The organism is Leucobacter sp. CX169, assembly GCF_017161405.1.
Classification (GTDB): Bacteria; Actinomycetota; Actinomycetes; order Actinomycetales; family Microbacteriaceae; genus Cx-87.
This window is the reverse complement of record NZ_CP071051.1, coordinates 1,733,285-1,756,734: the sequence shown is the minus strand read 5'-3', so window position 1 is coordinate 1,756,734 and position 23,450 is coordinate 1,733,285. Positions and strand designations below refer to the sequence as shown.

22 protein-coding genes are annotated in these 23,450 nt (G+C 67.3%); 10 read left to right on the top strand and 12 right to left on the bottom strand.

What is annotated here, in order from left to right; genetic code table 11:
• Positions 1-160: 160 nt before the first annotated feature.
• The 3 genes from JW030_RS13670 (at position 161) to JW030_RS07955 (ending at position 3,975) form a co-directional block, all read left to right on the top strand.
• Positions 161-652 carry a twin-arginine translocase TatA/TatE family subunit gene (locus JW030_RS13670; protein WP_188043998.1) on the top strand — a complete coding sequence of 164 codons (492 nt, stop codon included), beginning with the start codon at positions 161-163 and terminating at the stop codon, positions 650-652.
• Positions 649-2,346 (top strand): bifunctional diguanylate cyclase/phosphodiesterase, encoded by a 1,698-nt coding sequence (locus JW030_RS07960; RefSeq protein WP_188043997.1) that lies wholly within the window; start codon positions 649-651, stop codon positions 2,344-2,346. Before JW030_RS13670 ends, JW030_RS07960 begins: the two co-directional genes overlap by 4 nt.
• A gap of 138 nt (positions 2,347-2,484) precedes the next feature.
• Entirely contained in the window at positions 2,485-3,975 is a 1,491-nt protein-coding gene (locus JW030_RS07955) for an HNH endonuclease signature motif containing protein (RefSeq protein WP_206348541.1), read from the top strand.
• A 110-nt stretch (positions 3,976-4,085) separates the two neighbouring features.
• On the opposite strand, the gene JW030_RS07950 is transcribed toward JW030_RS07955, so the two are convergent.
• Genes JW030_RS07950 through JW030_RS07935 form a run of 4 tightly spaced genes read right to left on the bottom strand, consistent with a single transcriptional unit; the run spans position 4,086 to position 7,862 of the window.
• Positions 4,086-4,892: an aspartate dehydrogenase domain-containing protein gene (locus JW030_RS07950; protein WP_188046086.1), complete on the bottom strand. Its 807-nt coding sequence runs from the start codon at positions 4,890-4,892 to the stop codon at positions 4,086-4,088.
• Positions 4,889-6,064, bottom strand: a complete 1,176-nt coding sequence (locus tag JW030_RS07945) for a P-loop NTPase (RefSeq protein WP_241095376.1) — start codon at positions 6,062-6,064, stop codon at positions 4,889-4,891. Before JW030_RS07945 ends, JW030_RS07950 begins: the two co-directional genes overlap by 4 nt.
• Positions 6,061-6,591 (bottom strand): DUF1003 domain-containing protein, encoded by a 531-nt coding sequence (locus JW030_RS07940; protein WP_241095375.1) that lies wholly within the window; start codon positions 6,589-6,591, stop codon positions 6,061-6,063. The genes JW030_RS07945 and JW030_RS07940 overlap by 4 nt, the downstream gene beginning before the upstream one ends.
• The gene (locus tag JW030_RS07935) at positions 6,588-7,862 is read right to left on the bottom strand and encodes a magnesium transporter MgtE N-terminal domain-containing protein (RefSeq protein ID WP_188046087.1); all 1,275 of its coding nucleotides are present in this window, start codon (positions 7,860-7,862) and stop codon (positions 6,588-6,590) included. The genes JW030_RS07940 and JW030_RS07935 overlap by 4 nt, the downstream gene beginning before the upstream one ends.
• A gap of 48 nt (positions 7,863-7,910) precedes the next feature.
• Here JW030_RS07935 and JW030_RS07930 point away from each other — a divergent pair, with 48 nt between their 5' ends.
• Complete coding sequence (locus tag JW030_RS07930; protein ID WP_241095374.1) at positions 7,911-8,432, top strand: general stress protein; 522 nt, start codon at positions 7,911-7,913, stop codon at positions 8,430-8,432.
• Positions 8,433-8,516: 84 nt separating this feature from the next.
• On the opposite strand, the gene JW030_RS07925 is transcribed toward JW030_RS07930, so the two are convergent.
• From JW030_RS07925 to JW030_RS07915, 3 genes are all read right to left on the bottom strand, one after another.
• Positions 8,517-8,861, bottom strand: a complete 345-nt coding sequence (locus JW030_RS07925; RefSeq protein WP_188046088.1) for an Lsr2 family protein — start codon at positions 8,859-8,861, stop codon at positions 8,517-8,519.
• Positions 8,862-8,971: 110 nt separating this feature from the next.
• Positions 8,972-10,366: an aminopeptidase P family protein gene (locus JW030_RS07920; protein ID WP_241095373.1), complete on the bottom strand. Its 1,395-nt coding sequence runs from the start codon at positions 10,364-10,366 to the stop codon at positions 8,972-8,974.
• 49 nt (positions 10,367-10,415) lie between these two features.
• Positions 10,416-11,420 (bottom strand): endonuclease/exonuclease/phosphatase family protein, encoded by a 1,005-nt coding sequence (locus tag JW030_RS07915; protein WP_188046090.1) that lies wholly within the window; start codon positions 11,418-11,420, stop codon positions 10,416-10,418.
• A gap of 86 nt (positions 11,421-11,506) precedes the next feature.
• Between JW030_RS07915 and JW030_RS07910 the strand changes: the two genes are divergently transcribed.
• Entirely contained in the window at positions 11,507-12,358 is an 852-nt protein-coding gene (locus tag JW030_RS07910) for a PHP domain-containing protein (protein ID WP_188046091.1), read from the top strand.
• 44 nt (positions 12,359-12,402) lie between these two features.
• Positions 12,403-13,065 (top strand): pentapeptide repeat-containing protein, encoded by a 663-nt coding sequence (locus tag JW030_RS07905; protein ID WP_188046092.1) that lies wholly within the window; start codon positions 12,403-12,405, stop codon positions 13,063-13,065.
• A gap of 11 nt (positions 13,066-13,076) precedes the next feature.
• Here the strand turns inward: JW030_RS07905 and JW030_RS07900 are convergent, their stop codons facing one another.
• A complete protein-coding gene (locus JW030_RS07900; RefSeq protein WP_188046093.1) occupies positions 13,077-13,769 on the bottom strand; it encodes a GntR family transcriptional regulator in 693 nt (230 codons plus the stop codon).
• 52 nt (positions 13,770-13,821) lie between these two features.
• Between JW030_RS07900 and JW030_RS07895 the strand changes: the two genes are divergently transcribed.
• Positions 13,822-14,571: an SDR family NAD(P)-dependent oxidoreductase gene (locus JW030_RS07895; protein ID WP_188046094.1), complete on the top strand. Its 750-nt coding sequence runs from the start codon at positions 13,822-13,824 to the stop codon at positions 14,569-14,571.
• Between the two features lie 51 nt (positions 14,572-14,622).
• Here the strand turns inward: JW030_RS07895 and JW030_RS07890 are convergent, their stop codons facing one another.
• The 3 genes from JW030_RS07890 to JW030_RS07880 all read right to left on the bottom strand — a co-directional run bounded on the left by JW030_RS07890 (position 14,623) and on the right by JW030_RS07880 (position 17,561).
• Entirely contained in the window at positions 14,623-15,903 is a 1,281-nt protein-coding gene (locus JW030_RS07890) for a TRAP transporter large permease (RefSeq protein WP_188046095.1), read from the bottom strand.
• A 4-nt stretch (positions 15,904-15,907) separates the two neighbouring features.
• Positions 15,908-16,441: a TRAP transporter small permease gene (locus tag JW030_RS07885; protein WP_188046096.1), complete on the bottom strand. Its 534-nt coding sequence runs from the start codon at positions 16,439-16,441 to the stop codon at positions 15,908-15,910.
• Positions 16,442-16,514: 73 nt separating this feature from the next.
• On the bottom strand, positions 16,515-17,561 hold the full coding sequence (locus JW030_RS07880) for a TRAP transporter substrate-binding protein (RefSeq protein WP_188046097.1): 1,047 nt from the start codon (positions 17,559-17,561) through the stop codon (positions 16,515-16,517).
• Positions 17,562-17,780: 219 nt separating this feature from the next.
• On the opposite strand from JW030_RS07880, the gene JW030_RS07875 reads away from it, so the two are divergent.
• From JW030_RS07875 to JW030_RS07865, 3 genes are all read left to right on the top strand, one after another.
• Positions 17,781-18,839 carry an isocitrate/isopropylmalate dehydrogenase family protein gene (locus tag JW030_RS07875; protein ID WP_188046098.1) on the top strand — a complete coding sequence of 353 codons (1,059 nt, stop codon included), beginning with the start codon at positions 17,781-17,783 and terminating at the stop codon, positions 18,837-18,839.
• A gap of 111 nt (positions 18,840-18,950) precedes the next feature.
• Positions 18,951-20,195, top strand: a complete 1,245-nt coding sequence (locus JW030_RS07870; RefSeq protein WP_188046099.1) for an aspartate aminotransferase family protein — start codon at positions 18,951-18,953, stop codon at positions 20,193-20,195.
• Positions 20,196-20,241: 46 nt separating this feature from the next.
• Positions 20,242-21,723, top strand: coding sequence for an NAD-dependent succinate-semialdehyde dehydrogenase (locus tag JW030_RS07865; protein ID WP_206348538.1), 1,482 nt, complete (start codon positions 20,242-20,244; stop codon positions 21,721-21,723).
• Positions 21,724-21,796: 73 nt separating this feature from the next.
• Here the strand turns inward: JW030_RS07865 and JW030_RS07860 are convergent, their stop codons facing one another.
• Positions 21,797-23,380, bottom strand: coding sequence for a DEAD/DEAH box helicase (locus tag JW030_RS07860; RefSeq protein ID WP_188046100.1), 1,584 nt, complete (start codon positions 23,378-23,380; stop codon positions 21,797-21,799).
• Positions 23,381-23,450: the final 70 nt, after the last annotated feature.

Below are 23,450 nucleotides of genomic sequence, written 5' to 3'. Positions count from 1 at the left end.
CTCACTGTGCCTCCACGTTCACCGCACGCGCGGCCCGCGAGCGTCTGTTCCAGAGTAGGGGTTCGCGGGCGAAAGACTGGCCAGGCGTGCCGCGCGCGAGGCACTCGTTCGCCGTGTGGCTCAGTGTGATCGCGCCTGTTTTGCCGGTACGCTTGACCCCGTGGGCCTGACCATCGACAAACTCCTCGTGATCCTCGTGATTGCGCTATTCGTGCTGGGCCCCGAACGACTGCCTGTCTATGCGCAAAAACTCGGCGAGCTCGTGCGCGGCCTGCGGAAGATGGCCTCGGGAGCGAAGGATCGCATGCGCGACGAGATGGGCCCCGAGTTTGACGATGTCGATTGGAAACAGCTCGACCCGCGCCAGTACGACCCGCGCCGTATTATTCGCGATGCGCTACTGGAAGACGAAAACACTCCTGAGGCGCGCCGTGCTCGTGCGGCCGCAACGTCTCGGTCGCGCCGGATTGGCGGGGAGGCGGCTGCTGGTGCTGCGGGCGCCGCCGCCGCCGGTATCGCCGGCGCTGCTGGTGCCGCTGGTGTGGCCGATCTGGCAGGATCCGGCCCCGCGGACGTGAACGCGATCGGCAGCGAAACGGGCGACGAAATGACTGAACCCAAAGCGTTCCACTTCGACGAAGAAGCGACGTGACCGAAGCGTGCTCGGACGCGCTCGCGCGTGCGGAACGGCGTATTGCCGAAGTAACCGGTGCGATTGATGCGCACGCAATCGTCGCCGAATGGTACCCCGACGGCCGCATTCGCAGCGTGAATGACCAGTTCTGCGAGGCGTTGCAGTATGCCCGCGAGGAGCTCATCGGGCGCCACTTTGGCGACTTCGTCACGGTGGCCGACCCGAGCGTCGGGGTCCAGGGCGTCGTGGAGACGCTCCGGTCGGGCGCGCCCTGGCGCGGAGAGATTCGCCTGGGCGTCCGTGACGGAAGCGAATTCTGGGCGGCGTCGACGGTCGTGGCGGTTCGTGACGATTCCGGCGCGGTCGAGTACTGCATTGGGCTGTGGAATGACATCACCGAGCTGAAGCGCGCCGAGGCCGTCGCGCACCGGCTCGCGTTTTTCGAGCCCGTGACCGGCCTGCCGAACCGGCGCGGGCTCATCGACGATGTGCTGCCGCGAGTCGCCGCCTCTGCGGTCGCCCGTGACGTCAACGAGGCGCTCGTCGTGATCGGGCTCGATAACTTTCGCGAGATCAATGACGCATTGGGGTACGAGCAGGGCGATGAGCTGCTGCGCCAGGTGAGCCAGCGGCTGTTGACTGCGCACCCCGACATTGCCGCGGTCGCCCGCACCGGAGAGCACGAGTTCTGCCTGGTCCTGAACGAACTCAGCAGCGAGGCGGGGCTTGCCGAGGCAGAGGCCGAGGTGATCATGCGCATGATTCGGCGGGAGCTGATTCGCTCGGACAATGCGAGCGAGCTCGGGGCGACCTCAGAGTTCAGTGCCGGAATCGCGATCTGTGGTCGAGCCGGCGAGGCGGCGCACCAGACGCTTGAACGCGCCGAGATCGCGATGCACCGGGCCAAAGACCACGGGATGAATCAGACTCGCGTGTTCCTCCCCGAGATTCACTCCGAGATGGTTGCCCGCCTCGAGTTGCTCGCCGACCTCCGCCAGGCGGTGCGTCGGAATGAGCTGCGGCTGTTCTTCCAGCCCATCGTTGACGAGACGGCTCTCGTCTCGGGGTACGAGTGCCTCGTTCGCTGGTTCCATCCCACGCGCGGCCTCGTCATGCCGGATCAGTTCATCCCGATTGCCGATCAGACCGGTTTAATTCACTCCATCGGTGACTGGGTGCTGCGGCGCGCCTGTGAGCAGATCGCCGAGTGGGGCAAGGATCCGGCGTTCGCGCACCTCTCGTTGTCGGTGAACGTGAGCGCGCGCCAGTTCAAAGACCAAAACTTCGCAAATCGCGTGTTCAAAATCGTGCGTCAGACGGGCGCCGATCCGCACCGGCTGCGCATCGAGCTCACGGAGAGCATGTTCCATGACGATTTAGAGGAGTCAGTGCAGCGCATCGACGGCCTTCGCCGAGCAGGGATCCGGTTCGCGCTCGATGACTTCGGCACGGGCTACTCATCGCTCGAGTACCTCAGTCGGTTGCCCGTGCAGCAACTGAAGATAGATCGTTCGTTCGTAGGGGGAATTGGTGAGGAGCCAGGCGACGCGGCGATCGTGTTGATGATTCTCGGGCTGGCGCGCACGCTCGGTCTGCAGACTGTGGCGGAGGGGATCGAGACCGAAGCCCAGTTCGATTTCTTGCGCGAACACGGGTGTAGCTCGTTCCAGGGGTACTTCTTTGGTCGGCCGGAGCAGTTGCAGGCAGCGTAGCGTTTATTCGGAATAATATTCGAGAAGATTCGCGACACTCTATCGAATATCTGTACTATTCGTGAGAGAATAGGGTATGTCCCGCAGCGCAGCCGGAACGGTTTCCGGTACCACCCTCACCCCGTCTGGGACTGCGCCGTGTTGCCGCTGAGTGCGCGGGTTGCTTCCGCGCTAGAGGGGGAGCCGCTCGGCTTGCTGGCTGATGCGGAGATCGTCGCGCTCGCGCGGGAGGCCGAGGAGTTCGGTCGGATCGCGGACGCGTTGCGGGTGCAGGTCGCGGGCGAGCTCGACGCGCGGGCCGCGGTCGACTTTGGCGAGGGATCCCTCGCGCACCGACACGGCTGCCGGAACGCGACGGAGCTGCTGCAGCGCGTGACCCAGGTGTCGGGGCGCACGGCGTCGACCCGGTTCGCGCTGGCGCGCGAGACCCGCTGCAGGATGGGGCTGGGCGGGTACGTCATGCCGCCACGGTTCCCCGCGGTCGCCGCAGCGCTCGGCGCGGGGGCGTTGGGCTGCGAGGCGGCGGCCGTCATCACGCGCGTGCTGGGTGGTTTGCCCGATGGCGCTGACCGCGAGGACGTGGTCGAGGCGGAGCGCTGCCTGGTCGCGGCCGCGTGCGGGACCGCGCTGCCGGACGGCGGGGAGGCCACGCTGCCGCTGCATGCGGACGATGTGCGGGTGGCCGCGCGAGTGTGGGCGGCGGCGATCGACCAGGACGGGGCCGAGCCGTCGTTCGAGGAACTGCAGCGGCGCCGCTCGTTCCGATTCGGGGCCGAGAAGGACGGCCTCGTCCCGGTACACGGCGCGGTGGTGCCCGAGGTCGCGGCCCTGTTCGGCCGGATGATCGATGCGATCACGTCGCCCCGGACGCGACGGGTAGACGAGGGCGACGGTGCTGGCAGTGCGGGTGGCCGCGAGTCCGGCAAGTCGGGTTCCGTCCGCTTCGTCGAGATCGACCCCGACGACTTGGCTGGCCTCTGTGGCCCGGCGAGCCTCGGCGACCCCGACCTGCTCGCGCCGCGCGACGAGCGCACCTCCGACCAGAAACGCCACGACGCGCTCGCCGTGATCGCCCAGGCCGCGGCCCTCCACGACGGCATGCCGACCCTGGGCGGGGCGCCCGTGACCGTGATGATCCAGGTCACGGCCGCCGCGCTCGAGGCCGGCCACGGCACCGCGTGGCTGACCGGCCACGACGGCGAACCCACCCCGATCCCGGTGCGCTCCGCGACGCACTCGGCCTGCGCCGGGTCCCGGCAGCACGTCGTACAAGACGAGACGGGCCGGGTCATCGCGCTCGGCACCCGTGACCGGGTGTTCAATGCGCATCAACGGCGCGCGATCGCGGTCCGCGACGGCGGCTGCATCATCCCGGGCTGCACCGTCCCCGCCGCCTGGTGCGAGATCCATCACGTCACGGAGCACGCGAACGGCGGCGCGACGCACCTCGACAACGGTGTCGCGCTGTGTTGGCATCACCACCGCACGCTCGACACGGGCGGTTGGCAGGTCCGCATGCGCGGCGGCCTCCCCGAGACCCTCGCCCCGCCATGGATCGACCCCGACACTCGCTGGCGGCCCGCGAGATCACCACTCAGACCACCGGAAAGGCGTCGTCGGCGGGAATAGTCGAACAATTGTTCAGACGAGCAATGGTCGATCAGTAGTTGGGCTGTGCAGCGGCGGATCCATGGAGCGGCCGATTGGCTGGTCATGCCGGGCCGCATGTAACCGGTGGGCTAGCGTTGTTCCGCCAGACGCAGGAGGTCAGCGACGAGTGCGCGGGCGGTGAGGCCGGAACTTGCGGGGCGCGCCGGCAGCGGCGCATTTCGGATGGTGAATACGTACTCGCCGGCCGGGCCAGACGCGGTAATGGTGTGCTCGGTCAGCGACGCGGCGGGGTCGGCGACGAGCTCCACCCGCACGAGCGAATCATCGCTGACCGCGAGGCCCACCGCGACCGCGACATTGAGTGACGCGGGGAACTGCTCGATCGCCTCGGCCGGCGTTCCCGAGAAGAGCGTCCGTGGCGCGGTCAGGGCGAAAAGCTCGCTTCGCTCGGACGTGCTCATCCAGTCCTGCGCGAGCGAGGCCGGCAGCTTGCGGCTGCGCACCAGAACCTCGTCGAGCCCGCTGGTGCGGCCAGCGGCGGCCAGCAGATCGAGCCCGCCGATCGCGCCGCTCGTGAGGTGTACGCGGCCGGTCCCTGACGCACGCAGCTGAGGCAGCGTGGAGGGGGTGGCGAACGCGCCCACCGAGGCCACGATGAGGTCGACCCCCGCGGCGATGATGCGCGGACCGTGCTCGTGCACGGCGGCGACCGACGCCGCCTCAACAATAACGTCGGGGCGCGTGGCGGGGTCGAGGGCGAACGCTTCGAGAGTCGAGGCGTCGCGCGAGACGGTGCCGACGTACTCGAGCGATGGCGTGGGGCCCGCGCGGCCGCCACGCTCGGCGACGAGCCGGAGAACCTCGGCGGCGATCGCACCGTTGCCGAGTATCGCGAAGCGGAGGGGAGCCGGAGCAGCCTCAGCGGCCGTGCTCACGACAGTCCGAGCCCGAGCGAGCGCCCGGCGAGTCCGCGACCCTGGGTCGCAATCACGCCGGCGATCCGGATGAGCTCGGCCGCGGCGGGATCCTGAGGGGAATGCACCACCGCGGGCCGACCTTCGTCGCTGGCCTCGCGGAAGGCGACGCTCAGCGGAATGCTGCCGAGCAGGGGGACCGGTAACTCGACGTCCTCGGAGAGCCGGTCAGCGACCAGCTGGCCGCCGCCCGAGCCGAAGAGGTCGAGCACGCTGCCATCGGGCTGCGCCAATCCCGCCATGTTTTCGATCACGCCGGTCACGCGCTGGCCGCTCTGGCGTGCCACCAGCCCGCTGCGCACCGCAACGTCCGATGCCGCCTCCTGTGGGGTCGTCACGACGATGACCTCGGCCTGTGGCAGCAGCTGGCCGACGCTGATCGCGACGTCTCCCGTGCCGGGCGGCAGATCGAGCAGCAGGATGTCGAGGTCGCCAAACCACACGTCGCGGAGGAACTGCTCGACCGTCCGGTGCAACATGGGGCCGCGCCACGACACCGAAGCCTTGCGGGGGTCGGTGTCGCCGAGGAACATGCCGATCGAGATCGCCTGCACGCCGTACGCCGCGGGCGGCAGGATAAGCTCGCCCACCCGGGTCGGCTGCGAGGTCACGCCGTCGCGGCTGAGCCCGAGCAGCGCCGGGATCGAGAATCCGAAGACGTCCACATCGACGATGCCGACCGAGAGCCCGCGCTCAGCGAGTGCGACGGCGAGACCGGTGGTCACCGAGGACTTGCCGACGCCGCCCTTCCCGCTCGTCACCGCGATCACGCGCGTCAGCGAGTCCGGCCCAAACTGCGTTACCCGGGCGCCCCGCTCGCCGCGCACCCGCTCGACAAACGCGGCGCGCTCGGTCGGGGTCATGACGCCGACCTCGACACGGGCTGCGGTGATGCCCGGGGCCGATGCGGCGGCTTCGTGCGTGTCTGCCTCGATCCTGCGCGCCGCCGGGCAGCCCGCGATCGTCAGCAGGATCTGTACGTCGGCGCCGCCCGCCGCATCGACGGACACTCCCGTGACCATCCCGAGCTCGGTGATGGGCTTGCGGATCTCCGGGTCAATCACCCGATCGAGCGCGCTCCAGACCCCCTGGGCGGCCGGAGAGGCGGCCTCACGGGTCATCCCGTCGCTCATCGCTTGTCCTCGGGGGCCTGCGGCTCGGTTGCCTGCGGCGCAGCCGACGACGCATCGAGTTCGGCGAGCAGCGCCCGGAGCTCGGCTCGCAACACGTCACGGTCCGGCAGCTCCTGGATGGCAAGACGCAGCGAGACGACCTCGCGGGCAAGAAACTCGGTGTCGGCGAGGGCGCGCTCGGCGCGCTGGCGATCCTGTTCGATCTGCACGCGGTCCCGGTCATCCTGGCGATTCTGTGCGAGCAGGATCATGGGCGCGGCGTAGGACGCCTGGAGCGAGAGAATCAGCGTCAGCGCGGTGAAGCCTATCGCCGCAGAATCGAAGCGGGCGCTTTCGGGCGCCATCGTGTTCCAGATCAACCAGCCGATGCAGAACAGCGACAGCGCAAGCAGGAACCAGGGGGTGCCCATGCCGCGCGCGATGCGCTCGGTCCAGCGGCCGAAGCGCTCGGAGCTCTCGCCCGCCCGTGCACTGCCGAGCGCGCCGCGAGGCGTGGCGTCCGAGCGCTCGCGCCACCGGCGCGTCACTTGCGTCCTCCCTGGCCGTGCCCGCCGAGGTGGTGATCCTCGTCACTCGCGTGCCGCCAGTCGTCGGGCAGCAGGTGATCGAGCACGTCGTCGATCGTGACGACCCCGACCAGTCTGCGTTGATCGTCGACGACGGGAAGCGAGACCAGGTTGTAGCTCGCGAGCCGCCGGCTCACCTCGGCCGCACTCGTTTGCTCGTGCACCGGCGAGATCTCGGTGTCGAGCAGCGCGCTCAGGCGCTCGTGCGGGGGAAAACGCAGCATGCGTTGGAAGTGGGCGAGGCCGAGGTACTCGCCGGTTGGCGTCTCGTACGGCGGGTGGGTCACGTAGACCGCGGCGGCCATCGCCGGGTCGTAGTCCTGGCGGCGGATCATTGCGAGCGCCTCGGCGACAGACGACTCGGCGGAGAGCACAATCGGGGAGGGGTTCATGAGGCCGCCAGCGGTGTCCGCGTCGTACTCCAGCAGCCGGCGAACGTCCTCGGCCTCCTCCGGCTCCATCAGGCCGAGCAGCTCCTGGCCAGTGTCTTGCGGCAGCGCGGCGATCAGGTCGGCCGCGTCGTCCGGTTCCATGCGGTCGAGCACGTCGGCGGCACGCACCGAGTCGAGCTTTCCCAGTACCGCGAGCTGATCGATCTCGGTCATCTCCTCGAGTGCGTCCGCCACCCGGTCATCGGGCAGCTCGCCCACTACCTCGAGCATGCGCGGCCGGGGGAGCTCAAGCAGCGCCTCCGCGAGGTCCGCGGGGCGAAGATCGAGCAGGGTCTGCAACAGCAGCTCCGAGGACTGGGCTGCGCCGGGATCCTGCGGTTCGTGCACCTCGCCCCAGGCGACGGTCTGGGCGACGCCTCGGGAGAAGCCGCTGCCAACGCGCGGGCGGCGCACGAACAGCTGGCTGACGATCCATTCGTTCGAGCGAGTGCGTTCGATCGCGACGTCCTCGATCATGGCGGGGCCGGAGCCGTCGTTGTACCGGACCTCGCGGCCGATCATCTCTGCGATCAGCCGGGTCTCGCCGGCGCGCTGCTCGAAGCGGCGTACGTTGATGAGCCCCGTGGTGATGACCTGCCCGGCGCCGATCGAGGTGACCCGGCCGATCGGCACAAACACCCGACGTTTCCCCGGAATCTCGACGATCATGCCCACGACGCGAGGCGCAAGGGCCGGGCGATACACCACGAGCAGGTCGCGCACCTTCCCGATTCGGTCGCCAACGGGATCGAACACGCCTCGGCCTGCCAAGCGGCCCACAAATACCCGAGTTTCAGTCACCTCTCTACGGTACTGCCCGAATTGAATTCAAGATGGGAGAATAAGCGCATGACCACGCCAGGAACGGCCCCTACCCGCCGCGCAATGACCGTGCCCGAGATCCCCAAGGGCGATATCGTCTCCACCTATGACAGCTATCACGACGCGCAACTCGCCGTCGATACGCTGGCACGCGCGAACTTTCCAGTCGCGCGCCTTTCTATTCTCGGCAATGATATTCGCAGCGTTGAGCGAGTCACCGGGAAGCTGACCTATGGACGCGTCGCCCTTATGGGCGCGCTTTCGGGCGCCTATCTCGGCCTGTTCTTTGGCTTGATTCTTTTCATCTTCCAGCCCGATAACACGGCGATCGCGGGGGTATTTATCGCGGCGCTCGCAATGGGTGCCGGCTTTGGAATGCTCTTTGGCGTGTTGTCCTATGCGCTCAATCGCAATCGGCGTGACTTCTCTTCCGTCATGCAGCTTGTCGCCACACGCTATGACCTCATTACCGAGCCAGAATTGATCTCGCAGGCCCGCCAGATCCTCGGTGGCGGAATTGCGAAGAATGGAATTCCCGGCGCGCAGTAGCCGACACAATGAAGAAGCCGCCTGCCGCCCGGATCATGCAATCTCGGGCGGAAGGCGGCTATGTGCTCGTCGTGCGAGCCGGCGCTAGTGCGCGGCGCGGAATTCCGCCAGCAGTGTCGCGGGGATGCGGCCGCGGTCGGAGACCTGGTGCCCATTGCCGCGCAGCCAGGTGCGTGCCGCAGCGAGCTCGCGGGGATCGTTGCCGCCCGTGCTTGCTGCTCGTCGCGGTGCCGCAGCGCCAGCCGCGGCGCGGCGGCCCTTGGCGACATAGCCGTGCAGCGCCTCGCGCAGCTCGCGCGCGTGCTCGCGAGACAGGTCAATCTCGTACGTCACACCATCAAGCGCAAAGCGGACAGTCTCGCCGGTTTCGGCGGTGAGTTCCGTCCCATCAAGGTCATCAATCAGGATCTCAGTAATCTTCTTCGCCATGGCAGTTGCCTTTCTGCAGCTATTCCCAGTGTCAGTGCATGCGTTAGCTTACTGAATACTCGGTCTATCTGTCGTGCGGCAATATTCCTTATCGAGTGAATGTGCCGAACTTAGCCGCGCAAACGACGCACCCACGCCTCGACGTCGCTGGCCGTGCGCGGAATATCCGCAGAAAGATTGATTGAGCCATCCTCGGTGACGACAATGTCGTCCTCAATGCGCACCCCAATGCCGCGGAATTCTTGAGGCACCGTGAGATCATCCGCCTGGAAATAGAGGCCGGGCTCAATAGTAAAGACCATGCCGGGCTCGAGTATTCCATCCATATAGAGTTCTCGTCGCGCAGCCGCGCAATCGTGCACGTCGAGCCCCAGGTGGTGGCTCGTGCCGTGCACCATGTACCGGCGGTAAAACGCGGTCTCTTCGCCGTCGATCGGTTCGGGAAGGAACCCCCACTCGCGGGTCGCCCGCTCGATGACCTCCATCGCGGCGGCGTGGACCTCGCGGAACCGAACGCCGGGGCGCACGACGGACCGTGCCGCGTCGGCCGCCTCGAGCACGGTCTCGTAGATCGTGCGTTGGACGGGGGAGAACGTGCCCGAAATGGGGATCGTTCTGGTGATATCCGCGGTGTACAGGCTGTCGAGCTCGATACCGGCGTCGAGCAGCAGCAGGTCGCCGTCGCGCACCGGGCCGTCATTGCGGATCCAGTGCAGCGTGCAGGCGTGCGGGCCGGCCGCGGCGATGGTCTCGTAGCCCACCGTGTTGCCGTCGATGCGCGCGCGAGCGTGAAATGCGCCCTCCACGACGCGTTCACCGCGCGGGTGAGCGGCTGCATCACCGAGCGAGGCGAGCACGTCGTCGAACCCGCGCGCGGTTGCGTCGACCGCGGCCTGCATTTCGGCCAGCTCATACGCATCCTTCACGAGACGGAGCTCTGACGCCGCCCGAGCGAGCTCGTCGTCCGCGAGCGTCACGTCGTCGGAGGTGGCGACAAACTCCGCGAGCGAACGGGCGGGAAGGCCCAGGTCCCCTGCGACCTGCGCGAGCGAGGGCCGCGCGCCGATCCAAAACTCGCCGATCTCAGCGTTCTGGAAGAATTCCTCGGTGTCGCGGCCAGCGCGTTCGCGGAAGTAGAGCGTCGCGTCATGTCCGCCGCTCGTAGGATCGAGCACGAGCACCGCGCCGGGCTCCGAGTCCGCGCCCCAACCGGTGAGATGGCTGAACGCGCTGTGCGCTCGAAACGGGAAGAAGGTGTCGTTCGAGCGCTGCTTCATGCTGCCCGCCTCGATCACGATGCGTTGACCGGGGAACTGGCTCGCGAGCGCCGCACGCCGGGCGGCAGCGAATGGGGCGGCCGCTCGTGCTGAGGGAATCTCCGCAGAGGTCTCCGCCCACTCGGACATGATGAAATCCAGAAACCTCGTGCTCGACGGGGTCGTGCTGCGGTTGCTGTTGTCGATCTCGACTTCGTGCGTGCGCGCCGCGCTTCGTTCGTCCTTCATGCGGACCATTCTGGCACCAGGCGGCAGGATCCTGCTGGGGCGCCTCGTGCTAGCGGGGCGCGAGGACCGAAACGACCGGCCGGTGATCGCTCCCGGCCTGGTCGAAGCCGCTGAGCACCGCGAAACTCTGGGCACGCCAGTTACCGCCGGCGACCACCCGGTCGAGGCCGGCGCCGAGGACAGCGGGCAGCTGAGCGGGCCACGTGCCTGCCGCACCAGCGCCGTGGGCGAGTGCGGCATCGCTGCACCGGCCGAGGCTACCGAGGTGGTCTAGGGTGGCGTTGAAGTCGCCCGCGAGAAGCGTGTTGGCGTCGCCGCATCGGGTCTGCACGAGCGCGATTCCTGCCCGCCATTCGTCCATGCTGGCGGGCAACGGTGGCGCGAGATGGACCCCGACGATGGTGGGACCGGAACCGTCAGCAGAGCGCAGCGTGAGCGTCGGGACGACGCTTCCTGAGATGTCACCGTCCCGGAGCTCGTAGCCGCCGAGGTCGGCGCGCACGAGCACGGACGTCGCCCGCGTGGGGTCTGTGGCGCTGGGATCGAGCGACGCGGTGTGCACGGCGTAGTCGGGGCCGCCGCCGGTCGAGATCGCGCGGGTGACGGCAACGGCCTGGGTTGCCGAGGTCTCGGGCAGAACGAGGACTGCGGCCCGGCGCTCAATTGCGAGGACCGCGATCGTCTCGGGTGCGACGGCGTCGCCGCTGGTGTTCCACGACAGCACGGTGATCTCTCCATCGGTCGCCGCGGCGGTGCTGTCCGCGCCGCCCAGGTCTCCTACTCCGCGCACCCACGAGAGGCCGACGTTCGCCGCGGCGACGAGCAGGAGGACGATGCAGAGCCCGCCGACGAAGCTGCGCATCGGCCGCGCGATGAGCGCGACGAGCCCGAGGAGGACGATCAGTGCGAGGGCGAGGAGCGCCAGTGCGACCCGGGAAGCGATGAGTTGCGCGAACGGCAGCGTGCGCTCGAGCTCGAGGTACTGGGGCCAGGTGATGAGGGCTCCGAGCGCAAGGAAGGCGAGTACGACGAGTCCAGCGAGAAAGCGAGCCATGACTTGACGCTATCGGATGCCGAGGCGGCCGCGTTTCAGGCGAGGCCGGGCCGCCGGGTGTCGGGCGCAGCGAATACGATGGGGGTATGCGTACAGCGTCAGTCGCCGGTCGGTACGACCTGCACACCCATTCATCGCTTTCGGATGGGACGACCTCGCCGGACGCCCTCGTGGAGGAGGCTGCAACGCTGGGTCTCGCCGGCATTGCGCTGACCGACCACGACACCACCGATGGCTGGGCGTCGGCGCGGCTCGCGGCCCGAGCACACGGCGTCGATCTCTTGCCCGGCATCGAGCTGACGACCCGCGACGGCGGCCGCTCCACCCACCTTCTCGCGTACGGGCCCGACCCGGATCACGCCGACCTCGCCGATGCAATGCACCGCGTGCGTGACGCCAGAATTTCGCGCGCCCGCAGGATGGTCACGCGCCTCTCCGCCGACTATCGCATTGAATGGGACGAGGTCGTGCTCTCGACGGACGCACGTACCGTCGGGCGCCCGCACATCGCCGACGCGCTGGTGCGGGCCGGTCACTTCGCCGACCGCAGCGCCGCGTTTCGCGAGGTGTTGCACCCCGGCAGTGTCTACTACGAATCGACGTTCGCGATCGACACGGTCGAGGCGATCGGGATCGTGCGCGCGGCGGGCGGCGTGTCCGTTCTGGCGCACCCGGCCGCTGGGCGCCAACGCGAGGCGGTCACAGAAGCCTCCCTCCGCCGCTTTGCGGACGCCGGGCTGTGGGGGATCGAGCTCGATCACCCCGAGAACCGCGAGGACTGGCTGCCAAGGCTGCGGGAACTCGCTGAACGGTTCGGCCTCGAAGTGACAGGGGCGAGCGATTACCACGGCGCCGGAAAGACAAACCGGATGGGGGAGCGCACGAGCTCCGCGGAGCTGGTGGGCCGGATCCGGGCCGAGGTCGTGAACCCGTACTAGGCTCCCGCTCCACCTCAAGCGCCGCGCAACTGAAGGACTGAACGATGGCACAGAAGACCGGCACACAGGCACCCAGACTTGACGGGGTGCACCCGGCCGATCCGACGGAGCGAGACGGCGCCGAGATTGCAGCGCACGAACGCTTCGATCGAGCGCGGTTCGTCGGCGTGGACGTGAACGGGCAGGATCTCACCGGAGTCGACTTCACCGACTGCGTGTTTGAGGACCTACTGGCGCACGAGACGAACTTTCGCGGGGCTGCGTTCATCGACACAACGCTCTCGCGGGTGAATTCGCCGAGCCTCAAGGCGCACAGGACTCGGTTTCGCAGCGTCGAGATCGACGGATCGCGTTTCGGGTCGGCCGACTTCGTGGAGGCCAACTGGCAGTCCGTGCAGATCTCGAACTCGAAGCTCGGCTACGTCAACCTGCGCGGTGCCGAGCTGCGGGACGTCCTGATCACCGATTGCTCGATCGACGAGCTTGATCTCAGCGGGGCCAAGGTGACCCGCCTCGCCTTCGCGAACACCACGGTGGGCACGCTCGAGCTCACGAATTCGAGGCTGCAGCATGCGGATTTCCGAGAGCTTGAGATGCGCCGCATCGTCGGAGTAGAGGGGCTTCGCGGGTCGACGCTCAGCTCATACCAGGCGAGCGATCTCTCCGGGATCTTCGCGCAGCACCTGGGCATCGTACTCGAGGGCTGAGCCCCCGCGACCTACTTCGCCTCGACGGCCTCGTCGTTCGCGATCAAGATCTCTTTCAGGCGCTCGAAGTTCTGCATGATGTGCTCGCGCATGAGCTTCACCGCGGTGTCGGGCTGGCGGCCGCAAATCGCGTCATAGATCTCCTGGTGCCGCGCAACGATCGGCTCCTCGGGGTTGACGAACTCTTCGTCCGCGTAGGACAGCACCGTGAAGTAGAACACCAGCTCCTTGCGGAGCTGGGCGTAGAACTCGCTGATGCGCTTGCTCCGCAGCAGGCCCACAATGGCCTGGTGGAGGTTGAGGTCGGCCGCCACGATCGGCTCCGCCTCCTGCAGCGCGACGCTGGCTTGCAGCGCCTCGAAGGCGACGCTGATGGTCTCCAACTGCTCGTCGTCCGCGGTGCACTGGGCGGCCGCGAGCTCGATGTGGAGCCTCGTGCGGTAGAGATCCTCGAGGTCGCTCACCGAGGGGGTGCTCACGACCGAACCGCGGTGAATCTCGTACTTCACGAGTCGGCTCTGCTCGAGCAGGCGAATGCCCTCGCGCAGCGAGTTTCGAGAGATGCCGAGGCGGCCAGCCAGGCTGCTCTCGCGGAGGGGTTCGCCGGCCTGCAGGGCACCGGAAACGATCATGCGCATCAGAGTGTCGGCGACGACCTCTGCGGTGCTCATGCGGTGCAGTGCGATATCTGGTTGCTCGGTCATATGTATGCGACGATAGCAGGGATTCCCCGAGATTGTTGGACAAAAGGACCAAGTGAAGAATTCAAGTGTTGCCCTCGTGACCGGCGCGACCTCCGGCATCGGCGTCGTCATCGCCCAGCGCCTCATCGACAGCGGATTTCGCGTGGCGGTGACGGGCCGATCGGCCGAGCGCGGGGCGCGGGTCGCTCAGCAGCTCGGCGAGCGAGCGGTGTTCCTGCAATCCGACATCACCATTCCCGGGGAGAGCGCCCGGCTTGCCGAGCTCGTCGTTCAGGAGCTCGGTGGGCTCGACGTGCTCGTGAACAACGCCGCCATCGACCACACCGGAGACCTGCTCGAGGTGACGGAAGCCGAGATTCGCGCGACCTTTGAGACGAACACGTTTGCCGCCATGAACCTGCTGGTCGCAGCAGCGCGTCGGATGCGGGACACCGGGGGAGGAGCCATCATCAACGTCACCTCCCGGCTCGCCAGCATCGGCGTGCCGACCATGGGTGTCTACAGCGCCAGCAAGGGGGCGATGCTCGCATTCACGAAGGCGGCCGCCGTGGATCTCGCGCGCTACAACGTGCGCGTCAACGCGGTGGCGCCCGGCATGACGCGCACGCCCCTGTACCAGGACTGGCTTGACGGCCTTCCGGATCCTGCCGGCGAAGCCGCGCGCGTGGCCGCCGCCATTCCGCTGGGGCGCATCGCTGAGCCGGGGGACGTCGCCGCCGTAGTGAACTTCCTGGCGTCGCCCGAGGCGGCGTACCTGACGGGCGTCTCGATCCCGGTCGACGGCGGGTACCTTGCAACGTAACCCCTCCGGCGCGTGCCGAAGGGGTTACGTCGCGAGCGTGTAGTCGCCGCCCTAGCCCTTGAGGAGCTCGGGCAGGAACAGGGTGATCTGCGGAACGAACGCCACCACGATGAGGAACGCGATGAGCACGGCAACGAACGGCAGGGCCGCGACGCTGACCTTCTCGATCGACAGCCCGCTGATGGCACTGGCCACGTTGAGATTGTCTCCCACCGGTGGTGTGGCAAAGCCGATCATCGACGCCAGGATCATCACGATGCCGAAGTGCACCGGGTCCATTCCCATTTCGGTAACGACCGGCACCAGGATCGGCGCGAGCAGGATGATCCCGGCCAGCGTCTCCATGAACATGCCGACGAAGAGCAGCAGCACGACGATCACGAGCAGCACGATCCAGAAGGGCACGGCGAGCGTGCTCAGGAAGTCGGCGATCAGCGTCGGCACGCGTTCCACGGTGAGGATGCGGGCGTAGGTCGAAGCCGTCGCAATGATGACCAGGATCATGCCCGAGATAAGCAGCGTCGACTTCAACATCTCCGGGATCTGGCGGAGCTTCGTCTCGCGGTAGGCGAGGGTCAGCACCACGCTGTAGGCCACCGCGATGCCCGCGGCCTCCGTGGGCGTGAAGATGCCGCCGTAGATGCCGCCGAGCACGACGATGGGCATGAGCAGGGTCCACTTGGCATCCCACAGCGCCCGCCAGCGGACGCTCCACGGTGCCTTGGGCACGTTCAGCCCGTAGCCATTCTTCTTGGCGAAATGCCGACTCACCAAGTAGAGCAGCGCCACGATGATCAGCCCGGGGACAAACCCGGCGAGGAACAGGTCACCGATGGAGGTGCTCGTGGTGATGCCGTAGACGACGAGCGGGATGCTCGGCGGAATAACGATTCCAACGCCGCCGGCGGTCGCGAGGACCGCGGCGCTGTACGGCTTGCCGTAGCCCTCGCGGATCATGGCGGGGATCATGATGCCGCCGATCGCGGCAACCGTTGCCGGGCCGGATCCGCTCAGCATGGCGAAAACCGCAGTGGCGAGCAGCGACACGGCCGCGAGGCCGCCCGTGATGTGGCCGACGAAGGCCTTCGCGACGTCGATGAGGCGTCTCGAGAGCCCGCCGTACTCCATGATGACGCCGGAGAGCACGAAGAGTGGGACCGCGAGCAACGGGTATGAGTCAACCGCGCCGAACATGGTCTGGGTGAGGTAGGTCACCGGGATGACCTCGGTGACGATGACGGTCAGCACTGCCGAGATGCCGAGCGCAAACGCGATTGGCATACCCAGCAGCAGCAGGATCAGGAAGCTAATAAAGAGAACTGCGATACCCATGTGATTAATCCACCTCTACCTGGGCCGGGGGAACAGGAACGTTCGGGTTCTTCACGATGTCCTTGAACGCGACGACCGTGTGCTGGATCACCCGGAAGGACATGAGGAACATGCCGATCGGGAGCCCCAAGTACACGAGGTACATCGGGATCTGGGAGGCCGGGGAGAGCTGTCCGGTGCCGGTCTGCTTCACCACCATCTGGATCGAAAGCCAGAGCATGAGGAGCAGGAAGGCAAGCCAGAGCAGATAGACGAAAATACGGATGATGCGCTGCGTGATCGGGGACTTGCGGCCGATCAGCTCAACGATCGAGTTGAACTTGACGTGGCGCTGGTAGCGCACGGCGTAGCTGCCGGCAATCCAGACGAACCACACCAGCGCGTAGCGGGCGAGCTCTTCCGACCAGGTCAGCGGTGCGCCGAAGACGTAGCGCATGACAACCTGCACGACCACGAGGGTCGTGAAGACGACGAGGGCGGCCGAGGCAAGGTAAGTCTCGACGTGCTCGTCGAGGTGATGATAGATGCGTGTGATCATGGGAGGGCTTTCGTTTGGCGAACCAAAAGCCTCGCCCCCGCATCGTCGCGGGAGCGAGGCTCCATGGAGGTACTTACTTGATGGCGTTCAAGTAGGTGGTGTTGCCGGCCGCCTCAAGGATGGCCTTGAGCTTCTCGGTGTCGACCTTCGGCGCGTTCTCCTGGTAGAACGGGATGGCCGAGTCGATCCACTCCTGGCGCTCTGCCTTGCTGAGGTCGGTCACGGTGCCGCCCGCCTCCTCGATGTCTGCGCGGACCTTGTCGCTGATGTCCACCTTGAGCTCGCGCAGCTCGACGATCATGTCGTCCGCCGAGGACTGCAGGATCTCCTGGTCTTCAGCCGAGAGGCCGTCGAAGAAGTCCTTGCCGATGAGAATGACCTCGGGGTCGTAGATGTGACGCGTCTCGGTGAGGTAGCTGGCCGGCTCGGTGAACTTCGCCGAGTGCAGGAGCTCGTAGGGGTTCTCCACGCCGTCGACGACGCCCTGCTGCAGTGCGGTGAAGACCTCAGCGAACGCCATGGGCGTCGGGGACGCGCCGATGCTCTCCCAGTACGCGATGTGCATGGGCACCTGCATGGTGCGCAGCTTCTGGCCCTTCATCTCGTCGGGGGTTTTAACGACGCCGTCGGTCATGGCGAGGTTACGGAAGCCGTTCTCGCCCCAACCCAGTGCCACGAGCCCGCTGTCCTCGATGCCGGCAAGCATCTCGTCGCCGATGTCGCTATCGAGTACCTCGTACGCCGTCTCGGCATCCTCGAAGATGAAGGGGAAGTCGAAGACCTGCAGCGAGTCGTCGAAGTTCGCGAGCACGCCGGCGGACGGCGCGGTCATCTCCAAATCACCGGCCTGGGTGGCCTCGACCATCTCGCGCTCGCCGCCGAGCTGGCTGTCGGGGTAGACCTCGACGGTGATGCGGCCGTCCGAGCGTTCCTTGACGAGCTCGGCGAAGACGTCGTAGGCCTGGTTTTGCGTGTCTCCTGCGGAGATCACGTTGCCGAACTTGATCGTGTACGAGTCGCCGCCGGCGGCGGAGGCGCCCGTGTCGGTGGTTCCCGAGCAGGAAGCGAGGGAGAGGGCGGCAACGGCGCCGAGGGCAATCAGGCTGAATTTGCGAATCATTGTCTGTGAGCTCCTTTGGTCAGTAACATGCGGCTCGCGATGGGCGTTCGAGGGATTGTGCACTGAGAATCAGAACGCAATTGTCGAAGTGTCCGAGTGGACCGCAGTTGAACTGTACTACAATCCTGGAAGATCTGAATCGGATCGAGAAGTCGATTTGCTAACGGTGCTGCCGGACGACCGACCGCCCGCAGTGCGCAACAAAGGAGTGAGTGCACGATGGAGAGAAACCAGTACGCGATCGCGAGCATCGCGGGTGACGGCATCGGCCCGGAGGTCGTTGCGGTCGCCCGTGTCGTGACCGACCTCGTCGCGCAGCAAGAGGGCTTTGCTATCGAGTGGCAGGATCACGACTGGGGCTCGGACTTCTATCGCAGGCACGGCCTGATGATGCCCGAGTCGGGGCTCGACGAGCTGGCGAAGACCGACGCGATCTTCTTCGGCGCGGTGGGTGACCCCGGCCTCTCTGACGCGCTCACCCTGTGGGGGCTCCTGATCCCGATCCGGCGCGCCTTCGATCAGTACGTGAACCTTCGCCCCGTGCGCCACGTCCCGGGGCTCCGCAGCCCGCTCGTCGACGCCGCGGGCATCGACCTCATGATCGTGCGCGAAAACTCCGAGGGGGAGTATTCCGAGCTCGGCGGCAGGTTCGGGCGCGGAACGCCGGGGGAGTTCGCCTCGCAGGAGGCCGTCTTTACGCGAAACGGCGTGACTCGGATTGCGGAGTACGCGGCCGATCTCGCGGCCCGGCGTAGCGGGCGAGTGACGAGCGTGACGAAGTCCAATGGCATCATCCACTCGATGACCTTCTGGGACGAGATTGTGGACGAGGTCGCCGCCCGCCACGACGGCCTCGCCTGGCGCAGCGTGCTGGTGGATGCCATGGCTGCCGAGTTGGTCTTGAAGCCCCAGCGCCACGACGTCGTCCTGTGCTCGAACCTGTTTGGCGACATCCTGTCCGACCTCGCTTCGGCGACGATCGGTTCGCTGGGCCTCGCTGCTTCGGGCAACATCAATCCCGCGCGCACTGCGCCGTCGATGTTCGAGTCGGTGCACGGCTCGGCGCCGGATATCGCGGGCAAGGGGATCGCGAACCCGCTCGCGCAGGTGGGCTCGGCTGCCATGATGCTCGAGCACCTCGGCGAGACCCGCGCCGCCGAGCGGATTATCGCGGCGATGGATGCCGTGCTTGCTTCGGGTGAGGTGACGCCGGATCTCGGCGGGACGCTCCGCACCCAGGACGTCGAGGCGGAGCTGCTGCGCCACCTGGGCGGCTAACGTCTCGCCACGCGGGCTTGCCCTGCACTCGCTTGTTCTTTTTGTAGGACAACCATACAATAATCACTATTGCATCACGCGCACGCTTGCTGCCATCAAAGGAGATCAGTCATGACCCACACCCCCGCGCTCTGGAGTGCCCAAGCGCACATTCCCTCCGTCCTCGGGCGTCAGATCGTCATCGCCGAGGGCGATGGATCGTACGTCACCACCGCGGCCGGCCAGCGCCTGTTTGACGGCACTGCCGGACTGTGGCACACGAGCATCGGCCACGGCCGCGAGGAGATGGCGCAGGTCGCGTACGACCAGATGAAGAAGCTGGAGACGTACCACGTCTTCGGGCGCTACCTCAATGATCAGGCGGTCGAGCTCTCGGAGAAGCTCGTAGAGCTTGCCCCGATTGCCGATGCCAAGGTGATCCTGAACAGCGGCGGCTCGGACTCGATCGATGTCGCTTGCAAGCTGGCCCGCCGGTACTGGACGCTGGTCGGCAAGCCCGAGAAGACGTTCATCATCAGCCGCGAGCACGCGTACCACGGCCTCCACGCCTACGGCACGAGCGTCGCGGGCCTCGATTTCAACCGCGAGGGCTTTGGTACCGAGTCGCTCGTCCCCGACACGATCCGTGTCGAGAAGCACGATCTCGCGGCCCTCGAGGCCGAGATCCTGCGCGTGGGCCCCGGCCGGATCGCGGCCTATATTGCGGAGCCCGTGATGGGCACCGGCGGCGTGCACGCACCCCAGGACGGGTACTTCGAGGGCGTGAAGCGCCTCTGCCGTGAGCACGACATCCTCTTCATCGCGGACGAGGTCATCACCGGCTTCGGGCGCACGGGCGAGATGTTTGCGTCGACCCGCTACGACCTGCAGCCCGACATCGTCACCTTCGCGAAGGGCGTGACCTCCGGCTACGCGCAGCTCGGCGGCATCTTCGTGGCGCCCAGGCTCTGGCAGCCGTTCTTCGAGGCCGGCTCGAACACCCCGATCTACCGCCACGGCACCACCTACTCGGGACACGCCACCAGCTCCGCGCTCGCGCTCAAGAACCTCGAGATCCTCGAGCAGGAGAACCTGGTGGCGCGCGCCGGCAGCCTCGAGCTCACCCTCGCAGGCCTACTGGCTGAGATCGGCACCCACGAGCACGTCGTCGAGACCCGCGTCGGCGGCTTCCTGGGGGGCATCGAGCTCGTTCCGAGCCTGAGCGCCGAGGCGATCACCGACCAGGTGCTCGAGCTGGGCTTCATCACGCGCCCGCTGCGCGCCAACACCATTCAGATCAGCCCGCCATTTATCGCCACCGAGCAGGAGCTCGGAGACCTCGTCTCCGCGATCCGCAGCGTGCTCGACGCGCACTAGCAGCTCGCCAGCCCCGTACCCGCCCGAACGCCCAAAGGATCCTGTCATGACCATGCCCACCCCGACCGCCGACCAGATCACCGCCTCGGACGCGGCGCTCGCAAGCCTGCCCGGCTTCGCGAACCACGAGCCGGGTGCGAACGAGTTCGCGGTGCTCGATCCCTCGACCGAACAGCGCATCGCGACCCTGCCGAGTTTCGACGTCGACTATGCGCTGCAGCAGGTGGCGATCGCCGACGAGGCCGGCCGCGCCTGGGCGAAGACGACGCCGCGGCACCGCTCCGACGTGCTGCACAACGTCTACGCGACACTGATTGCCAACCTGGATCGCCTCGCGTTCGTTATCAGCCGCGAGATGGGCAAGCCGCTGGCGGAAGCCAAGGGCGAGGTGCAGTACGCGTCCGACTACGTGCGCTGGTACGCCGACGAGCTGCTGCGCCCGGCCGGCGGGTATCGGGAGAACCCCGCGGGCGGCGCGACCATCCTCACCAAGCGTGCGCCGATCGGACTCGCCGTGCTCATCGCCCCGTGGAACTTCCCGATGGCGATGATCACGCGGAAGATCGCGCCGGCGCTGGCGGCGGGCTGCGCCTCCGTGATCAAGCCGGCCGGGCTCACGCCGCTGACCACGCTGCTCACGGTGGAGCTCATGGCCGAGGCCGGGGTGCCGCGCGAACTCATGCGCATCGTCACGACGACCCAGTCGGGCGCGTTCAGCGAGGCCGTGCTGGGCGACCCACGCGTGCGCAAGATCTCGTTCACCGGGTCGACCGGTGTCGGCAGCACCCTCATGGGTCTCGCCGCGAAGAATATCGTGAAGAGCTCGATGGAGCTGGGCGGCAACGCGCCGCTCCTCGTGTTCGACGACGCCGACCTCGATCGTGCGGTCGACGGCGCGATGCTGGCGAAGCTGCGCAACGGCGGCCAGTCGTGCGTCGCGGCCAACCGAATCTTCGTGCAGGACGGGATCGCGGACGCGTTCGTCGAGGCGTTCACCGAGAAGATGTCGCAGGTCGTCATGGGCCACTCGATCGCTGACGGTGTCGGCCTCGGCCCGGTTATCGACCGCCGCGCGGTCGAGCGCCTCTCGGGCCTCGTCACCGACGCGACCGCCCGCGGCGCCGAGCTGCGCACCGGCGGCAACGCCCCCGAGGGCAAGGGCTACTTCTTCGAGGGCACCGTCCTCGACCGGGTCCCCGCCGACTCGGAGATCGCGAACACCGAGATCTTCGGCCCGGTCGCGGCCATCAGCCGGTTCTCGACTCAGGAGGAGGCCGTGCACGCGGCGAACGACACCCCGTTCGGCCTCGCGGGCTATGTCTTCACCGAGAACCTGGACCGCGCGCTGAACGTCGCGGACCAACTCGAGACGGGCCTCGTGGGAATCAACCAGGGCGTCCCCTCGAACGTGGTGGCCCCGTTCGGCGGCATGAAGCAGTCGGGTCTCGGCCGCGAGGGCAGCGGCGAGGGTCTCGAGGAATACCAGGAGATCCGGTTCTACAACATCGCTCGTCGCGACACCGTCTAGATTCTGAGAATACGAAACGCCCCGCTGGTCTGACCGGCGGGGCGTTTCGTATGGGGATCGGTGGCTACTCAGCCTATTCGGTGCCTGATGCGGCGGCCGGTGCGTTCGTCTCGCCCGTCGGGCGACGACGGCGCCGGCGACGCGGGGCAATGCCCTCCGCCGCTGCCTCTGCCAGCGACACCTGCGCGGTCGGGGCGCCGGGCTCGCCGCCGCCGTCCGAGTCGTGCCCGTGCGACTCGTGACCGTGCGTCTCGTGACGCCCCTGTCCCTTGGGGTTGCCGCTCTCGGTGCGGCGGCGCTGACGCCGCGCGCCCGTGGCGGGCTCTGCCGCTGCGCCCTCGCGGCTCTCGCCGGCGCTGCGACCCTCGCCGCGTCCGCGCCCGCCGCGATCCGAGCGTTCTCCGCCGCGACCGCCGCGCTCGCCACGCCCTCCGCTCGCGCCGGCACGCGGCGCGGTGTCCTTCACCGGCGTCGCCTTCAGGCGGCCCTTGGTGCCCTCGGGGATGTTCAGGTCCGTGTAGAGGTGCGGCGAGGACGAGTAGGTCTCAAGAGGCTCGGGCATCCCGAATTCGAGGGCCTTGTTGATCAGGGCCCACTTGTGCAGGTCGTCCCAGTCGACAAACGTGACGGCGATGCCGGTGCGGCCGGCGCGGCCGGTGCGTCCCACGCGGTGCAGGTACGTCATGTCGTCGTCGGGCACGGTGTGGTTGATCACGTGCGTGACGTCGTCGACGTCGATGCCGCGGGCGGCGACGTCGGTCGCGATGAGGACGTCCTTCTTGCCGGCCTTGAACGACGCCATGGCGCGCTCGCGCTGATCCTGGTTCAGATCGCCGTGCACCGACGCGGCGTTGAAGCCACGGTCGGTCAGTTCCTCCTGCAGGCGTGCGGCGGCGCGCTTCGTGCGCGTGAAGATCACGGTCTTGCCGCGGCCCTCAGCCATCAGGATGCGGCCGATGACCTCTTCCTTATCGAGCGAGTGTGCGCGGTAGACGATGTGTTCGATGTTCGCCTGCGCGACGCCCTCGTCGGGGTCGGTCGCGCGAATGTGGATCGGCTTCGTCATGAAGCGGCGGGCGAGCGTCACGATCGAGCCGGGCATAGTCGCCGAGAACAGCATCGTGTGGCGGCCCGCGGGGGTCTGCGAGAAGAGCTTCTCGATGTCGGCAAGGAAGCCGAGGTCGAGCATCTTGTCCGCCTCGTCGAGCACCATCTCGCGCACGTTCTTGAGGTTGAGGATGCGCTGCTGCGCAAGGTCGAGCAGTCGGCCGGGGGTGCCGACGATGATCTGCGCGCCGTCCTTCAGCTGCTCGATCTGGCCCTCGTATGCCTTGCCGCCGTAGATCGGCACGACGGTCGCCTTGCGGTCCCGCGCGGCGAGCTCGAGGTCCTGGTACACCTGGACGCATAGCTCGCGGGTGGGGACGACGATGAGCGCCTGCACGCCCGGCTCGGGGTTCGCGCCGATGCGCTGCAGCAGGGGAAGCCCGAAGCCGAAGGTCTTGCCGGTACCGGTCTTGGCCTGACCGATGATGTCCTGCCCCGAGAGCGCGAGGGGAATCGTCTGCTCCTGAATGGGGAAGGCGTCGACGATGCCCTCTTGGGCAAGCACATCAACCATGTCCTGGTCGACACCGAGTTCTGCGAAAGTGGTCACGTGCGGTCCTGTTCCGTGTGGAGGTGAGGTCTACGCCCTGATTCACGTCCCAGGCGTAGCGGCGGGCGCT

Bases quoted from the DNA above. Each gene is read 5' to 3' on its own strand.
- JW030_RS07945 (WP_241095376.1), bottom strand. From the start codon at position 6,064: ATGAGCGACGGGATGACCCGTGAGGCCGCCTCTCCGGCCGCCCAGGGG.
- JW030_RS07930 (WP_241095374.1), top strand. From the start codon at position 7,911: ATGACCACGCCAGGAACGGCCCCTACCCGCCGCGCAATGACCGTGCCC.
- JW030_RS07925 (WP_188046088.1), bottom strand. From the start codon at position 8,861: ATGGCGAAGAAGATTACTGAGATCCTGATTGATGACCTTGATGGGACG.
- JW030_RS07920 (WP_241095373.1), bottom strand. From the start codon at position 10,366: ATGAAGGACGAACGAAGCGCGGCGCGCACGCACGAAGTCGAGATCGAC.
- JW030_RS07915 (WP_188046090.1), bottom strand. From the start codon at position 11,420: ATGGCTCGCTTTCTCGCTGGACTCGTCGTACTCGCCTTCCTTGCGCTC.
- JW030_RS07910 (WP_188046091.1), top strand. From the start codon at position 11,507: ATGCGTACAGCGTCAGTCGCCGGTCGGTACGACCTGCACACCCATTCA.
- JW030_RS07905 (WP_188046092.1), top strand. From the start codon at position 12,403: ATGGCACAGAAGACCGGCACACAGGCACCCAGACTTGACGGGGTGCAC.
- JW030_RS07900 (WP_188046093.1), bottom strand. From the start codon at position 13,769: ATGACCGAGCAACCAGATATCGCACTGCACCGCATGAGCACCGCAGAG.
- JW030_RS07890 (WP_188046095.1), bottom strand. From the start codon at position 15,903: ATGGGTATCGCAGTTCTCTTTATTAGCTTCCTGATCCTGCTGCTGCTG.
- JW030_RS07885 (WP_188046096.1), bottom strand. From the start codon at position 16,441: ATGATCACACGCATCTATCATCACCTCGACGAGCACGTCGAGACTTAC.
- JW030_RS07880 (WP_188046097.1), bottom strand. From the start codon at position 17,561: ATGATTCGCAAATTCAGCCTGATTGCCCTCGGCGCCGTTGCCGCCCTC.
- JW030_RS07875 (WP_188046098.1), top strand. From the start codon at position 17,781: ATGGAGAGAAACCAGTACGCGATCGCGAGCATCGCGGGTGACGGCATC.
- JW030_RS07870 (WP_188046099.1), top strand. From the start codon at position 18,951: ATGACCCACACCCCCGCGCTCTGGAGTGCCCAAGCGCACATTCCCTCC.
- JW030_RS07865 (WP_206348538.1), top strand. From the start codon at position 20,242: ATGACCATGCCCACCCCGACCGCCGACCAGATCACCGCCTCGGACGCG.